Source organism: Pseudomonas folii (assembly GCF_014357575.1).
Lineage (GTDB): Bacteria > Pseudomonadota > Gammaproteobacteria > Pseudomonadales > Pseudomonadaceae > Aquipseudomonas > Aquipseudomonas folii.
In genome coordinates this window covers 1-15,473 of record NZ_JACONW010000037.1, presented here as the reverse complement: position 1 = coordinate 15,473, position 15,473 = coordinate 1, and the positions used below count along the sequence as shown (strand labels likewise).

The 15,473-nt window shown below is 58.4% G+C and carries 12 protein-coding genes; 5 read left to right on the top strand and 7 right to left on the bottom strand.

From position 1 onward, the window contains the following. Positions 1–80: 80 nt before the first annotated feature. Complete coding sequence (gene motB, locus H8S59_RS10270; protein ID WP_095092352.1) at positions 81–1,103, bottom strand: flagellar motor protein MotB; 1,023 nt, start codon at positions 1,101–1,103, stop codon at positions 81–83. Between the two features lie 3 nt (positions 1,104–1,106). Beyond that, positions 1,107–1,958 (bottom strand): flagellar motor stator protein MotA, encoded by an 852-nt coding sequence (gene motA / locus H8S59_RS10265; protein ID WP_027898819.1) that lies wholly within the window; start codon positions 1,956–1,958, stop codon positions 1,107–1,109. Between the two features lie 209 nt (positions 1,959–2,167). Between motA and H8S59_RS10260 the strand changes: the two genes are divergently transcribed. From H8S59_RS10260 to H8S59_RS10250, 4 genes are all read left to right on the top strand, one after another. After that, positions 2,168–3,703: an HDOD domain-containing protein gene (locus tag H8S59_RS10260; RefSeq protein WP_187521343.1), complete on the top strand. Its 1,536-nt coding sequence runs from the start codon at positions 2,168–2,170 to the stop codon at positions 3,701–3,703. A gap of 44 nt (positions 3,704–3,747) precedes the next feature. Next, complete coding sequence (gene rhdA / locus H8S59_RS26790) at positions 3,748–4,563, top strand: rhodanese-like domain-containing protein (protein ID WP_214658272.1); 816 nt, start codon at positions 3,748–3,750, stop codon at positions 4,561–4,563. Between the two features lie 33 nt (positions 4,564–4,596). Beyond that, a complete protein-coding gene (gene asd / locus H8S59_RS26785) occupies positions 4,597–5,466 on the top strand; it encodes an archaetidylserine decarboxylase (RefSeq protein WP_176469764.1) in 870 nt (289 codons plus the stop codon). Between the two features lie 259 nt (positions 5,467–5,725). Beyond that, positions 5,726–7,510 (top strand): molecular chaperone, encoded by a 1,785-nt coding sequence (locus tag H8S59_RS10250; RefSeq protein WP_187521342.1) that lies wholly within the window; start codon positions 5,726–5,728, stop codon positions 7,508–7,510. 110 nt (positions 7,511–7,620) lie between these two features. On the opposite strand, the gene serB is transcribed toward H8S59_RS10250, so the two are convergent. Next, positions 7,621–8,835, bottom strand: a complete 1,215-nt coding sequence (gene serB / locus H8S59_RS10245; RefSeq protein WP_214658271.1) for a phosphoserine phosphatase SerB — start codon at positions 8,833–8,835, stop codon at positions 7,621–7,623. Positions 8,836–8,965: 130 nt separating this feature from the next. Between serB and H8S59_RS10240 the strand changes: the two genes are divergently transcribed. Continuing rightward, positions 8,966–10,513 (top strand): AhpA/YtjB family protein, encoded by a 1,548-nt coding sequence (locus tag H8S59_RS10240; protein ID WP_187521340.1) that lies wholly within the window; start codon positions 8,966–8,968, stop codon positions 10,511–10,513. A gap of 246 nt (positions 10,514–10,759) precedes the next feature. Here the strand turns inward: H8S59_RS10240 and H8S59_RS10235 are convergent, their stop codons facing one another. The 4 genes from H8S59_RS10235 to H8S59_RS10220 all read right to left on the bottom strand — a co-directional run bounded on the left by H8S59_RS10235 (position 10,760) and on the right by H8S59_RS10220 (position 15,469). Continuing rightward, positions 10,760–11,455, bottom strand: a complete 696-nt coding sequence (locus H8S59_RS10235) for a PqiC family protein (RefSeq protein WP_187521339.1) — start codon at positions 11,453–11,455, stop codon at positions 10,760–10,762. A 180-nt stretch (positions 11,456–11,635) separates the two neighbouring features. Next, positions 11,636–13,900 (bottom strand): DNA topoisomerase IV subunit A, encoded by a 2,265-nt coding sequence (gene parC / locus H8S59_RS10230; protein WP_187521338.1) that lies wholly within the window; start codon positions 13,898–13,900, stop codon positions 11,636–11,638. 10 nt (positions 13,901–13,910) lie between these two features. Beyond that, the gene (locus H8S59_RS10225) at positions 13,911–14,390 is read right to left on the bottom strand and encodes a retropepsin-like aspartic protease family protein (protein WP_214658275.1); all 480 of its coding nucleotides are present in this window, start codon (positions 14,388–14,390) and stop codon (positions 13,911–13,913) included. A 38-nt stretch (positions 14,391–14,428) separates the two neighbouring features. After that, positions 14,429–15,469 (bottom strand): esterase-like activity of phytase family protein, encoded by a 1,041-nt coding sequence (locus H8S59_RS10220; protein ID WP_187521354.1) that lies wholly within the window; start codon positions 15,467–15,469, stop codon positions 14,429–14,431. Between the last annotated feature and the right edge of the window lie 4 nt (positions 15,470–15,473).

Below are 15,473 nucleotides of genomic sequence, written 5' to 3'. Positions count from 1 at the left end.
GCAGCCGACAAAAAAGCCCGGACTCTCACGAGTCCGGGCTTTTTACTTGCAGCTTGAGGCTTGTAGCTCGTGGCTAGACCTTAATTCTTCGTCTCATCCAGCTTCAACGTGCCGTCTTCGAACAAGTTCAGCTTTTGCCGAATCTCGTGCGGCTGGGCGTAGGCCTGTGGATCATCCGGCGGCTGGATTCTAGGATTGACTGGCGCAGCCGGTGCAGGCTCAGTGCCCGTGGCTTTGCCCTGGCCGCCCCTGTAAACCTGACTGCCTTCAATACGCTGCATGGCCTTCTTGGTCAGGACCATGATATCGATGCGCCGGTTGACCGGGCTTTGCGGATGCTCGCCGTCATACAGCATCGACGACGCATAGCCGACTACCCGCGCCACCTGGTTTTCCGGGTAGGTGCCGGCAACCAGAGCGCGACGTGCCGAGTTGGCCCGATTAGCCGAAAGCTCCCAGTTACCGAACTCGCCGTTACCCACATAAGGCTTGCCATCTGTGTGCCCGCTGATGCTGATTTTGTTCGGCACTGCTTTGATGGTATCGGCCATGGCCAGCAGAATGTCTTCGAAATAGGGCTTGAGGCGCGCACTGCCCAGGTCGAACATCGGCCGGTTATCAGCGTCTGTAATCTGGATCCGCAGACCATCCTGAGTAATCTCGAAATGGATCTGGTCCTTGAATTTCAGCAGTTCAGGATTCTCTTCGATCTTGTTCTGCAACTCCTGGAGCAACAACTCCAGACGCTCTTGCTCGACCTCTTCCGCCTTGGCCTCCGCCGTCTCGGCTTCGATTGGCACAGTGTCTGGTGTCGGGGTGTTCTTGATTTCCGGGTTCAAGGTCTGATCAGGCGACATTTCCGGCGATCCACCCAGATCAATCACGTAGGGCGAACCACTGTCCGAGAACCCGACCGGGTCTTTAAAGTAACCGGCGATAGCGACTAACTGCTCCGGGGTTGCCGCAGACAGCAGCCAGAGCACCAGAAAGAACGCCATCATGGCGGTTGCAAAGTCCGCGAAGGCGATTTTCCAGGCGCCACCGTGGTGACCGGCTTCATAGCGCTTTACGCGCTTGATGATTATCGGCTGATTATTTTCCATGACTCAGCGACCGCGAACCGCTTGTTCCAGCTCACTGAAGCTGGGCCGGTGTGCCGGATAGAGAACCTTGCGGCCAAACTCGACAGCCAGCGAAGGAGGCATACCGGAGGCCGATGCCACCAGCGACGCCTTGATGGCCTCATAGACATTGAGCTCTTCTTTGGCATCGTGGGCAAGGCAGCTCGCCAGAGGACCGAAGAAACCGTAAGCGGCAATAATACCCAGGAAGGTACCCACCAGCGCAGCACCCACGTGGTTACCAATGGCAGCCTTGTCGCCGTCACCCAGGGAAGCCATGGTAATCACGATGCCGAGTACTGCCGCCACAATACCGAAACCGGGCAGGCCGTCGGCGATACCGGTTACGGCGTGGGATGGATGACCCAGCTCTTCCTTGATGCTCTGCAGCTCCATGTCAAACAGGCCTTCCAGCTCGTGAGGAGCCATGTTGCCGGATGACATGATACGCAGGTAATCACAGATATAAGCCGTCATGCGCTCGTCTTTCAGCACGCCGGGATACTTGGCGAAAATCGGGCTCGCCGAAGCGTCTTCGATGTCCCCTTCAATCGCCATCATGCCTTCACGGCGGCTCTTGTTGAGGATCTCGTACACCAGACCCAGCACTTCAAGATAGAAGGCGTGCGTGAAGCGCGTACCGAACATCTTCAGCGACTTCTTCATGACGTGCATGGTCATGTAGCCTGGGTTGGCTTGCAGAAATGCGCCCAGACAGGCACCACCGATGATCAACACCTCGAAAGGCTGGATCAGCGCGCCAATCTTACCGTGAGAAAGTACGTAGCCTGCGAGAACACTCGCGAAGACGACGATGATGCCGATAATTTTAGCCATAGGTAGAAAGTACTTACTGAGTCGGGTTCAGGGACATGCGCGGAAGTTCTTGAAACTCTTGTTCTACTTATCGGCATATGTGGGCCAGACTGTAGCCAGAAAAATCGAAAAGCCAGTTGACCGGTGAACGGGGGCCCGTAAATTAGGGTCTTACCCATTGATTTCGCAGTGTCCACTGCCTACATTTTCAGTCGCACGGGCCATGATGCATGCCTCCAGAAACGTCGCCACAGCTTCCCGTCCCGAACACGCTCGATGCGTGGCTCAAGCAATTGGACAGCATTGCATTGCCGGTCCCTCTGCCCAGCCACAATAAGGTTCGTAGCGCACTGAATGATAGCCGCCGCTCCCTGCGTGACATCGCCGACATGATGCAGGACAGCCCGGCGCTGGTCCTGAGCGTGATGCGCGAAGCCAATCATCAAAGCACTGGTTTGACCGAACCTGCTGAAAGCCTCGAAGTGGCGATCACTCGTCTGGGCCTGGGGCGCACCGAAGTGCTGCTCAATCGCCTGCCCGCTCTGGAAAACGAGAAGATTCCGGCCACGTTCCGCCAGTTGCTACTGATCAGTCAGCACGCTACGCAGCAGGCCAACGGACTGTTCGCGGCTCGCCTGGCGCGGCTCTGGCAGGATATCCACCTGGGCAGCCTGTTGTTTCTGGCACCGCTGTGGCCAATAGCGCTGGCGCACCCGAAATTGCTGGAAGAATGGGAACTGCGGGTTATCCACAAAGGTGAGTCTTCCCGGGCAGTGGAGAAAAAGCTGTTTGGCGTCAGTCTGCTGGAGCTCTGCATGCAATTGGCCACCTTGTGGCGCCTGCCTTTATGGGTGACTCAAGGCTACAAGCTGCTGATCAGCGAACGACGCCAATTGGTCAAGGCGCTGCATATTGCGCGGGCTAATGACGATCCATTGCAACAGCAGCAATTGATGGACGCCGATCCGAACCTGCGTCGCTGGTTCAATCAACCCGCCAATACCGTACTGCTGGGCAACGGCCTGGCGCTGGCCGCTCAACAGGCATGGGACAGCCCGCACTGCCTGCGCTGGGAGTTACTGAGCAGCCTGTACTTGCAGCAATCCATGGACAGCGTGCAGCAGCAGGCCCATCAGAACGCAGTCAGCAGCGCTCGCAACCATAATGACCCAAGCCTGTGGCACCCGGCCGAAGCGCTGATCTGGCCGTGGGCAACCCGCCGGATTCACAGCAAGCTGCAAGCAGCGCCGCCACCCTCGCCCGATGCCTTGCAGAGCTGGCGCAAACTGTGCGCCGACTTGCTCGCCAACCCGAGCCCCTTCAGTAACGCCATGCACTTGACCACCACGGCGCGGGACGCTCTGGTTTCCTGCGGCATGGAACGTGTGATGTTGCTGATGGCAGACAAGACCGGTACCCAGCTGCGTGTCCATCAGATTGCCGGTTTGAGAGCTGAAACGACGTCGCTGGCGCTCTCTATAAAGGAAAGCACCGTATTGCAACGTCTGTTGGCTCAGCCCACCCAGCTCCGCATGACGCCCGCCAATATCGATCAATTCTCGGCGCTGCTGCCGGGTAATCTGCGGGCTTTGTTCCCAGGCAAACACTGGCTGATCCGGTCTCTGAGCAGCAACAACAAGGTGTTGATGCTGGTGGTGGCAGATCAGGGCGGCGGGCAGTTTTCGGAAACCTCGGTGCAGGCTTTCGGTAAAACCTGCCAATGCATCGAGCGGGCGCTGACAAGCTTTAGTAGTCGCAAAGCCTGACAGCTGGGCTACAATTCGCCTCTTTTTTAAATTGGAGGCTGCACATGTCCGTCTTCTCTGGCTTGCCGCTGGTTATCGAGCCAAGCGACCTGAAGGATCGCCTGGATGCTCCGGAACTGATCCTGGTGGATCTGACCAGTAGCGCCCGATATGACGCCGGACACATACCCGGCGCGCGTTTCGTCGATCCGAAACGTACTCAGTTGGGCCAGCCTCCAGCACCGGGTTTGCTACCTGCCCACGCAGACCTGCAAGCGCTGTTCGGCGAACTGGGTCACAACGCCGATGCGGTGTATGTGGTCTACGACGACGAAGGCGGCGGCTGGGCCGGACGCTTTATTTGGTTACTGGATGTAATCGGCCACAGCAAATACCACTATATCGACGGCGGCCTGCTGGCCTGGCAGGCTGATGGCTTGCCCTTGTCTACAGCGGTTCCCCCCTCGGCTGGCGGGCCGGTTGACCTGCAGCTGCATGACGAACCCACTGCCACACGCGAGTATTTGCAAAGTCGCCTGGGCGCTGCCGATCTGGCAATCTGGGACGCTCGTGGCCCGCTTGAATATTCCGGCGAAAAAGTCGTCGCCGCCAAAGGTGGACACATCCCAGGCGCGATCAACTTCGAGTGGACTGCTGGCATGGATAAGGCGCGCGATCTGCGCATCCGTGAAGACATCGCAGAAATCCTCGACAGCCTGGGCATCACTGCAGATAAAGAAATCATTACCCACTGCCAGACACACCACCGGTCGGGCTTCACGTATCTGGTGGCCAAGGCACTGGGTTACCCTCGGGTCAAAGGCTATGCCGGCTCCTGGGGCGAATGGGGCAACCACCCCGATACGCCAGTCGAACGCTGAAGCCCTGTCCACTTTAAAGCATTACATTCAGGAATTTTGATGAAAGAGCGTCTGTTTATCCTCAGCCAGTACCTGTTACCGCATCATTTGCTGTCACGTCTGGCTGGCTGTGTTGCCGAGTGCCGCGTGCGCTGGTTCAAGAATGCCTTCACCGCGTGGTTCGCCCGTCGCTATCAGGTCAACATGTCCGAAGCGCAGGTCGAGGACTTGAGCGCCTATGAGCACTTCAACGCCTTCTTCACCCGTGCTCTGAAACCCGGTGCCCGCCCCCTCGATGAAACGCCGGGTGCAATCCTGAGCCCGGCAGATGGCGCAATCAGCCAACTGGGCCGCATCGAACAGGGCCGTATCTTCCAGGCCAAGGGCCATAGCTTCAGCGTGCTGGAGTTGCTGGGCGGTGACCCGGCGTTGTCGGCGCCGTTCATGGGGGGCGAATTCGCGACTGTTTACCTGTCGCCCAAGGACTACCATCGCGTGCACATGCCGCTGGCTGGTACCTTGCGTGAAATGGTGTATGTGCCTGGCCGAATCTTCTCGGTCAATCAGACCACAGCCGAAAACGTGCCTGAGTTGTTCGCCCGTAACGAGCGCGTAGTCTGCATCTTCGACACAGAGCGCGGACCGATGGCCCTGGTACTGGTTGGCGCGATGATCGTTGCTTCCGTCGAAACGGTCTGGGCCGGATTGGTGACGCCGCCAAAACGCGAACTGAGGACGTTCCGCTACGACGAAGCAGCACGTGCGCCGATCCATCTGGAGAAAGGTGCAGAAATGGGCCGCTTCAAGCTGGGCTCCACCGCCATAGTCCTGTTTGGCCCTGAGCAAGTGAAGTGGGCCGAGCAACTCACTGCGACCTCACCAGTTCGCATGGGTCAGGCCCTGGCGTTGCCCGTACAGGTTTGAAACAGTAAATAGTGGCACCGTGTGCCACTATTTATCCTTTGATGGCTGTACCATTGCTGTTTTCGCTTGAGCCTACACCGATAGATTCGTCTGAGGTGCTGCGACTATTGGCTGATGCTGCTAGAGTCCCAACACCGGCCCTGTCGGAAATTTTGCATTTTATTGATGTAGATTTCGGCCCCCGCCGGGAACTGTTATCGCTGCATCGATTCAAAGCAGCCGCTCGGTCCCGAGCGGGCAGTTGGAGTTAGCCTTTCACATGAGTAATTTGAGCCTTCCTGTGTTGTTGCGTGTTCCCGCGCCAACGCAGTCGAGCCTGACATTCTGTGAAGCGACGCCCAAGGATCTCAAGCGTTGGATATCAACGCTGCCTAAAGCAAACCTGGGTGAAACGGCTCGTCAGCTATATCAGGGCCTGACTGAACTCAATCAACTGCTGACGCCCAGTGACAATCGCCTGCAACTGCTTGAACTGCTGCGCCCCGAAGTGCATTTCGTCTGTAAGCATCTGGAACGCCACTTTCTCAATCAGGCCGTGGTGCTCGACGAGCGTCCGCGCAAAGTCGCCAATCTTTGCCAGGCGCTGCAAAACCACCTGGCGGTTGGCTATAAGCTGATCATCGAGCGAGTCAGTTCAAGACTCAGCCGGGACCGCATCCCGCTACTGACCACTGCACTGCAACGGGCGCTCCAGTGCCTGAACGGCCCGCTGATTCGCGCCAATCAACTGTACTGTCCTGTGCAGGAAGGCCTGTGGCTCGAGCTGCACACGATCTATAAAATTGCCTGCGAACATCAATTGCAGAATCTGCCGGTTGCCGATGAACAGGCTGTCCACGCCCGTTCGCTGACGGTGGAGCAGACTTACACCATTGCGTTACTGATGGGCTGCTCGCGCTGCAACCAGATGCGTCAGCTCAACATCGGTCGTCTTGCCGACGTGCTGGATGCCTGGAGCCCGTTTGTCCGGCTGCAGTCACCGACAGACGACAGCAGCCTGTACGCGCTGTCAGCCAGACAGGACAAACCGCCTCTCTATAAGTCACTGTTTCCGGAAGACCAGCACCCTACTCTGCTGGGCCTTAACACTCAGGCGTTAGCGGCGATGATCACCCGCTACCTGGAAACCCCTGTAGATCAGCGGGCGCAATCACCACTGTTGGTCCCCCAGGGCTTCCCCCCTGACTTGTTGGAGCATCTGGCAGCCGCCTGGGGCGATGTCGCTGAGCGAACCTTTCAGCGCACGCCCGGCCAAGGCACCCTGAGCCTGTGCATAGGCATGAGTGCACTGCATTTCTACCTCGGCGGCAAACGCTCTTTCAGTGACATGTTGCAAGTCCCGGCCACCAAAGCCGCCGAGTTCAGCCTGCAAATGGTAGACGACAAAGCTGACGACCCTTGGGCCAGTGCTTTTGATACCCAGCGCGGCAACACCTCGGCGCTGATGCTGCCTTATGAAGAAATCCAGTATGAACAGCCTGACGCGGACGGCGGCGACGCGGCGTCGAACGCTCAGCAGACGTTCCCGACCTTTGACCTGAACATCGTCAACCACAGCCCTGGCGGCTATTGCCTCGCATGGCCAAAAGAAGTGCCGCAGCAATTGCAGGCCGGAGAGTTGGTCGGGATTCAGGATGATGCCGGTCAGGGCTGGAGTGTTGCTGTCGTGCGCTGGGTACGCCAGGTGCGCAGCGGCGGCACACAAATGGGTATCGAGCTGATCGCGCCGTTTGCCCAGCCTTGCGGCTTGCAGGTCGTCCGGCCTGAACTGAACAGCCCTTACATGCGCTCTTTGCTGCTACCGGAAATTCGCGCGATTGAACAACCAGCCACCATACTGGCACCACGCTTGCCCTTTAAAGAAGGCAATAACGTGATGATCAATATTTCCGGAGAAGAACACAGCGGCCTGCTGGGCAATCAACGCACCAGCAGCGGCAGCTACAACCAGTTCGAGTACGAAACCTTCGAACTGCCGGGGCAAACGGGCGGTGACACGCCGAAAGCAGAGCAGGAATTCGATTCGTTGTGGTCGTCGCTGTAATTTCTGTAAGAGCCGCCGAAGGCTTCGAAGGCAGGGTCATCTGAGACACCGCTATCGCAGCGCTTCGGCAGTCCATACAGGATCATGGTTAGCTTTGGAAAAGCGCTTATTCAGCCGCGACCTTCTCGCTCCCTTACCCCCAACAGATACAGCACGCCATCCAGACCCAGGGTCGAAATCGCCTGCCGGGCTGACTGTTTTACCAGCGGCTTGGCGCGAAACGCGACGCCCAGGCCCGCGATGGCCAGCATCGGCAAATCATTGGCGCCGTCGCCCACCGCGATGGTCTGCTCAAGGCTCAAACCTTCCTTCGCCGCCAGCTCACGCAACAAATCGGCCTTGCGCTGGGCATTGACGATAGGTTCGACGGCCACGCCTGTGCACTTGCCATCAACGACTTCCAGCTCATTGGCGAAGACATAGTCGATACCGAGTCTGGCCTGCAACTGCTTGGCAAAATAAGTAAAGCCGCCGGACAGAATCGCCGTTTTGTAGCCCAGACGTTTGAGTTCGGCAAAAAGAACTTCAGTCCCTTCGGTCAATCGCAACGAAGCACCAATCTCGTCCAGCACGCTGACATCCAGACCTTTGAGCAATGCAAGACGCTCTTTGAAGCTGGCACTGAAGTCCAGTTCGCCACGCATGGCGCGCTCGGTGATTTCCGAAACCCGATCGCCCACCCCGTGAGCCTTGGCCAACTCATCGATCACTTCGGCTTCGATCAGGGTCGAGTCCATGTCGAACACCGCCAGACGGCGGTTACGGCGGAACAGCGAGTCCTGCTGGAAAGCAATGTCCACATTCAATTCTTGAGCAACCTGCAGGAATTCAGCCTGCAAGGCCTTGGCATCATCGGGCTCACCACGCACGGAAAACTCTACGCAACCCTTGCCCTGGTCAGTTGGAGCATCCAGCGGCATGCGTCTGGACAAACGATCAATCTTGTCAATGTTCAGGCCATGTTGCGCCGTGATGGCGCTGACACGCTGCAATTGCTCGGCAGTGATTTTGCGGGTCAGCAATGTCACGATATGTCGTGCGCTGCCCTGATCGTTGACCCACTTCTGATAGTCCGCTTCAGACACCGGCGTAATGCGCACCTGCTGATCCAGCGAATGCGCGGCCGAGTGAATGTCCGCAAGGACCGAAGCCCCCTGTTCAGGGTCGGGCATTTCGACAAGAATGCCGAACGACATGACGTCGTGAATCACCGCCTGGCCAATATCAAGGATGCTCACGCCACCTTTGGCAAGCACGCCAGTGATGGTCGCAGTGAGACCGGGACGATCTTCACCGGTGATGTTAATCAGGACGATTTCGCGCAAGGGACACCCCAGCAGTGGAAAAAAACCGCATTCTAACCACATTCAGTGACCATCGGGCGAAGGCAGCGCTTTGCCGCCACTGGGTCGGTCGTTATACTGCGCGGCAACTTCTTCGAAAGAGCCGTGCTCTGTGAACCGGCCCACGCCTGTTAAAACTGATAATTTCTTCCTGCTGATCTTCCGTGCACTGCGTCATCGCCGTGTACCGATTGCATTGCGCATCGCCAGCCACAACGTGATCCTCGTCTCCCTGGCGCTGATGATCTACGCCGGCGTGATGGGTTTGCAGTTCAAGCAGGCCATGCATGAGCAGGCCGACGCACTGGGGCAGGCACTCACCACGCAAACTGCGACCTCCGCCACGGAGCTGCTGGTGTCCAACGACATCCTCAGCCTCAACGTGCTGCTGGGTAATCTGGTGAAGAACCCGCTGGTGGCGCATGCCGCGATTTACAGCGTGGACAATCGTATCCTTGCGGAAGCCGGTCAGCGCCCGAAAAACGGTCTGCTTGGCGAGGCCGAAGGGCTTTACGAAATCAAGATCACCTTCCAGGACACAATGGCCGGGCATCTGCGTATCAGCCTGGACATGTCCCAATTCCAGCAGCCGATGACCATCAGCCTGCAAAGCATGGGCATCCTCGCGGGAATCCTGCTGGCGCTCGCTTTGGCACTGAGTCTGCGTCTGGGGCGACACATTTCCACGCCGCTGCTGCAATTGCGGATCTGGCTGCGTGATATCGATCCGTACACCCCGGCCGTCGAACGCCAGGATGAAATCGGTGATCTGGCCCGCCAGCTGCGCACGTCCTTCGCGCCGCCGATGCCGGAACCGGAGCCCGAACCAGAGCCCGAATATGTCGAGGACGAGTCGGACGATCATTATGCTGAAGACGACGTCGTAGAGCCCGCCGCCAAAGGCCGCTCCGCCCGTGAGCCAGGTTTTGACGAGGCGCCCAAACCACGCTTGCCTGCGCCGCCCGTACAGCGCCGTCTGGTGGCCGAGGAGGATGAAGAAGACGAGGAAGACCCGTTTGCCGACCTGCGCGACAATTCCAGCGCTGCGCCTCAGGTCAGCAGAGCGGTGGCTCCAGGCACCCCGCAACCCAGCGCCGTGCTGGCCGTGCAGCTCGGCTCGCAGGATCAACTGCGTCGCTTGCCCAGAGCCCGCCTGACGGAGTTGCTGCAACGTTATCGCGATTGTCTGGATCAGGCTTCGTCGCTGTACGAAGGCGAGCTGCACACCCTGAACGATGGCAGCACATTGATGCTGTTCCACAGCCAGGAAAGCGGTGACGATTACCTCACCAATGCTATTTGTTGCGGCGAGCTGTTACGTGCCTTGAGCCATGCATTGCAGATCGAGGTCGCAGACAGCGGCATCACCCTGCAATTGCAGCTGGGCCTGACGCTGGGTGAAGGTCTGGCAGGCCTGAGTCAGATCGACCTGCTGCTGACTGAAACCGCACAGGATGCCTTGGCCTTGTCGCAACACAGCCGCAACCTGTTGCTGGTAGAGCGCAAGATCAACGACGACGCACTGATCCGCCAACGCGCGCGCATCCGTCCGATTGCAAGCCCTGAAGGCGCTTGCTGCGTAGAGCGTCTGATGGAGCCCTACCCTTCGATGCTTGAACGCCAGCTGGCGCGCATGCATGAGACGGCACGCAAGGGGTGATCCCGTATACGCTCCTACCCTGACCTGTAGGCGCGCAAGAGCACCGCGATTGATGGCCTTGGGCAACTTTGACCAAATCACGGATGGTTCTGAAAAACTGTAAAACCTGTAGGAGCTGCCGAAGGCTGCGAAAGCGATTTGGCTGAAATACCGCCATTCGCAGCCTTCGGCAGCTCCTACAGGAAATTCCAGATAGCAGCCCACGAAAAAGCCCGCATCGCTGCGGGCTTTTTTTTTGCGCCAATCCTAGAAGCGGAACACTTCCAGATCAGTGCGTATGGGGGAAGCCATTGGAATCTTTGGTTTATCAGGCTCTTTGGCGCGAGCTACCGGGGCTTTCTTCGGCTCCTCCACAGGCTGCCAGGAAATCGGCTTGACCGCAGAACTCACCTGATCCGCCAGTCGCTGAAGCAGCAAACCCTGAGCACGCACCTGATCGGCAGAAGTCCCCGCATGGAGTTCTTCAAGGTGCACAATCCGGCTGTCACGAACATTGCCTTTGCGGTCCACCAGACGCCATTGGGCATCGAGAATCGCTGGCTGCTTCGCGCCCGAGTCCAGACGGCTGATAGACAACACCACCTGCACATCAGGGGTGAAGTTCGCCGCAGCAGGAGCCAGCACGACCCGCTGGCTGTCCAGCTTCCACGCCAATTGGCGCAGCAGCAGTTGATCGATATCCGAAGACAGGCTACCTGCCCAACGACCGTCGGTCGAAGCGGTCAGGCTACCGTCAGGCTGACGCTGCAACAGAGTCTCGCGCTGCAGGTAATCCGCCACTGAGACTGGCCCAAGTAAAACAGCCAGGCCCTTATTATGCGTAGGTTGCCCCGGTGTACCGCTGTCGAGCTGATAAAGCGAGGTCGGTTGGTTCACACTGCAACCAGCCAGACCCAAAATACCGGTCATCAACAAAACAAAGGGAAGGCGTAGAAGATTCATCGTCCCATCCAGGTGGCCGCCGTCAAGCAAGCCACAGTGTATAACTCAACAGAAATCGTGCAGGCATTCAGCCACGCTTGCGCCTCGAGACGTCATATCATCCGTGAATATGCGTCATGACTCCAGCGATTATGCGTCGATCTTCGTGGCAAAACGAAGACCGATAGCTCTAAAACAGGATTAAGAGGCGTTTTCTACCAAAAGCGCATCAACCCTCTGAAAGCCCCGCGGCAGCTTATTGCCCCGACGCCCACGCTCCCCCTTGTAATGTTCCAGATCATCAGGTTTGAGTGACAGGTTGCGTTTGCCTGCCTGCAAGACCAGCGTCGCTCCTTGCGGGATGACGGCGACATCAGTCACATATTCTTCACGACTGGCCACCCGATCACCCGGAATTCCGATGATCTTGTTGCCCTTGCCTTTGCTCAACTGCGGAAGGTCACTGATTTTGAAGATCAGCAGACGTCCTTCAGTGGTAACAGCAGCGAGCCAGTTCTGCTCCCGGTCGGCCACTGGTCGCGGCTGCATCACCTTGGCCCCTTTCGGCAGGCTCAACAGCGCTTTGCCAGCCTTGTTCTTGGCCTGCAGATCCTCGCCCTTGACCACAAAGCCATAGCCCGCGTCCGAAGCAATCACATAAAGCGCGTCATCTTCAGGCAGCAGCACACATTCAAACGTTGCGCCTGGCGGCGGCTGGAGCTTGCCGGTCAACGGTTCGCCCTGCCCTCGCGCCGATGGCAAGGTGTGCGCCGCCAATGAATAGCTGCGCCCCGTAGAGTCGATAAACACCGCGTATTGATTGGAGCGGCCCATTGCAGCCGTCTGGAAGCCATCCCCCGCCTTGTAGGAAAGGCCGGTCGCATCAATGTCATGGCCTTTGGCAGAGCGTACCCAGCCTTTTTCCGACAGTACGACGGTCACTTTCTCATTCGGCAGCAGGTCATGCTCGGTCATGGCCTTGGCTTCAGCACGCTCCACGATAGGCGAGCGGCGGTCGTCGCCATAGGTTTCGGCGTCTTTAAGCAGCTCGGTGCGGACCAGTTTCTTCAGCTTGGCTTCGCTGCCCAGCAGTGCCAGTAATTTAGTCCGCTCTTTGTTCAGCTCATCCTGCTCGTTACGCAGCTTCATCTCTTCGAGACGCGCCAACTGCCGCAGGCGGGTGTCCAGAATGTAGTCAGCCTGGATTTCGCTCAGCTCGAAGCGTTCGATCAGCCTGGCCCGTGGGTGCTCCTCGGTGCGGATGATGTGGATCACTTCATCCAGATTGAGGTAGGCGATCAACAAACCGTCCAACAGGTGCAGACGACGCTCAACCTTGTCGAGGCGGAATTGCAAACGACGGCGCACCGTGCGGACACGGAACTCCAGCCATTCCACCAGCAACGCCCGCAGGTTCTTCAACTGCGGCTTGCCGTCCAGACCGATGATGTTGATGTTGACCCGGTAGCTGGACTCCAGATCGGTGCTGGCGAACAAATGCTGCATCAGCGCTTCGTGATCGACCCGGCTGTTCACCGGGATGATCACGATGCGGCAAGGATTTTCGTGGTCCGACTCATCCCGCAGATCGGCAACCTGCGGTGCCTTGGAAGGCTTGGCCTGCATCAGCGCAGCGATCTGCTCCATCACCTTGGCACCGGAAACCTGATGCGGCAAAGACGTGACAATGATGTCGCCATCTTCCACGTGGTACACAGCTCGCATCCGCACCGAACCCTTGCCGGTTTCGTACATTTTCAGCAGGTCGGCACGCGGGGTGATGATCTCTGCTTCGGTGGGGTAATCCGGGCCCTGAATGTGTTCAACCAACTGCTCGACAGTGGCTTTCGGCTCATCCAGCAGACGAACACACGCCGTTGCGACTTCACGCAGGTTGTGCGGCGGCACGTCAGTGGCCATACCCACGGCAATACCGGTGGTGCCATTGAGCAGGATATTCGGCAAACGTGCAGGCAAGACCGCCGGTTCGTCGAGAGTGCCATCGAAGTTCGGTACCCAGTCCGCGGTGCCCTGCCCCAGTTCGCTAAGCAGTACTTCGGAGTAACGCGACAGGCGCGCTTCGGTGTAACGCATGGCCGCGAAGGATTTCGGATCATCCGGCGCCCCCCAGTTGCCCTGCCCGTCTACCAGCGTGTAGCGGTAGCTGAACGGCTGGGCCATGAGCACCATGGCTTCATAACAGGCCGAATCACCATGGGGGTGAAACTTGCCGAGTACGTCACCGACGGTACGCGCCGACTTCTTGTGCTTGGAGTCAGCGTCAAGGCCCAGCTCGCTCATCGCGTAGACAATGCGTCGCTGCACGGGCTTGAGGCCGTCGCCGATATGCGGCAAGGCACGGTCCATGATCACGTACATGGAGTAGTTGAGGTAGGCCTGTTCGGTGAAGTCAGCCAGTGACCGGCGTTCTACACCATCCAGGCTGAGGTCAAGGGAGTCGCTCATGCGTGCCTCATTATTTCGTGGTCTGACGCAGCAGCATGGTGCCGCCGCGCTGAGTGAATTCGAGTTGTTTCATTGCGCTCATACCCAGCAGCACTTGTTCTCCGTCCAGACCGGGCACCACCAGAGCGCGCACGTTGTGCAGGACGATATCGCCCAATTGCAGGCGCTCGATGGAAGTCCGAAAGCCTTCGCTGCGACCATTGGCAGTGTTGACCCAAACCGGCGCACCGCGCTGCAACTGCAAGGTGTCGGCCACCTCGCCCGGAACAGCCACATCAGTGGCCCCGGTATCCAGCAAAAACTGCACGAGATGATCGTTGATCTTTCCAGTGCTGACAAAGTGCCCCTGACGATTGCCCACCAATTGCACTTCGACGTAACCATCACCGTGCTGCGAAGTGACCACGGTGTTGGGATTTTCCTGTTTGTCTTCCCACTCGCCAAAAAAGCGCGTCGCCAGAAACAGCCCCGCCGCCCAGGCGACGATCATCAGGACCTTTCCCGCCCGTTTGCCGGGAGGCTGCTGACTCACGGTTCAGCACTCCAGCCACCCGCCGGAGCCGCGAAGCGCCAGACGATCGGGCGTTCCTCGCCATCGGCGCGCTTGCCAAAATTGTTGTCGACGCCGATCCAGGCTCCCGTCTCATCGACGACCAGTGCTTCAGTCAGACCGAACGCCTGATCGTAAAGTCGATGCGGCATCAGTGCTTCTTTAGCGAACGACCAGCACTGCTCGGTCTTGCCGGTTTCCAGTTCGCGCCGACAGATGCGGTAAGCCGAACGCTCCAACGTAAACAGCTTGCCGTTGAACAGTGACAGATCCGCGAAATCACGGGATACCGATTTGCCACCCACCTGAGGCGGTAACACGTCCTTGCCGGGTTCAGTCCGCAATACGCAACTGCCTTTGCAGCGCCAGGCATTCGCCTCGCGATTGACTACCAGTAAACCGCGTTGCTCACGCTCGGCAGCCAGCCACAAGCGATCTCCCTGCGGGCTGACAGCCAAGCCTTCGAAAATAGCGTTGAAGTGTTGCAACATGCCCTTGGCCCGGGCCTGTGCGACCAGCTCGGTGGGCAATTTCAGCCAGGCCGGCGGTCCTTCCACAGGTACCTTGAGCACCTCGGCATATGCTTCGCTGACGACGTATTTATTGCCAGCTGCATCGCAACTGATGCCCTCGAAATCCAGGCTGCCGCCGCGTACTAATGACGATAGCTTGGCCAGCGAACGCAAGTTGGCCGGTAAGTCACTCTCCAGCGCAGGCGGTATATCAATCTTCTCCGACCGGGACTGCCAGACGGTTTTCGTCATGTCCATGCGGTAGAGCAGGTCGTCGTCTCGATCCGAAATGGCCCACAGTTGACCGCCGCACATCGCCAGTCCTGACAGGTTGCCGCCGACCATACTGTCTACGGGATGCTCTGAAACCAGCACCAGCTCTGGCAGAGGGGCTGCGAATGCCGGAGTGGCCAGCAGAGTTGCAAGCAGCCCAGCCCACACAAGCCCCCTGTAGACGTGAGCCGGCCCTTTAGGCCCCGCACTTTCGCGCAGCAGACTCGGTTTCATGTGG

What these genes read in the sequence shown, in the direction of transcription:
- motB (WP_095092352.1), bottom strand. Translation starts at nt 1,103, where the DNA reads ATGGAAAATAATCAGCCGATAATCATCAAGCGCGTAAAGCGCTATGAA.
- rhdA (WP_214658272.1), top strand. Translation starts at nt 3,748, where the DNA reads ATGTCCGTCTTCTCTGGCTTGCCGCTGGTTATCGAGCCAAGCGACCTG.
- H8S59_RS10225 (WP_214658275.1), bottom strand. Translation starts at nt 14,390, where the DNA reads ATGATCGTCGCCTGGGCGGCGGGGCTGTTTCTGGCGACGCGCTTTTTT.
- parC (WP_187521338.1), bottom strand. Translation starts at nt 13,900, where the DNA reads ATGAGCGACTCCCTTGACCTCAGCCTGGATGGTGTAGAACGCCGGTCA.
- H8S59_RS10235 (WP_187521339.1), bottom strand. Translation starts at nt 11,455, where the DNA reads ATGAATCTTCTACGCCTTCCCTTTGTTTTGTTGATGACCGGTATTTTG.
- H8S59_RS10250 (WP_187521342.1), top strand. Translation starts at nt 5,726, where the DNA reads ATGAGTAATTTGAGCCTTCCTGTGTTGTTGCGTGTTCCCGCGCCAACG.
- H8S59_RS10260 (WP_187521343.1), top strand. Translation starts at nt 2,168, where the DNA reads ATGCCTCCAGAAACGTCGCCACAGCTTCCCGTCCCGAACACGCTCGAT.
- H8S59_RS10220 (WP_187521354.1), bottom strand. Translation starts at nt 15,469, where the DNA reads ATGAAACCGAGTCTGCTGCGCGAAAGTGCGGGGCCTAAAGGGCCGGCT.
- motA (WP_027898819.1), bottom strand. Translation starts at nt 1,958, where the DNA reads ATGGCTAAAATTATCGGCATCATCGTCGTCTTCGCGAGTGTTCTCGCA.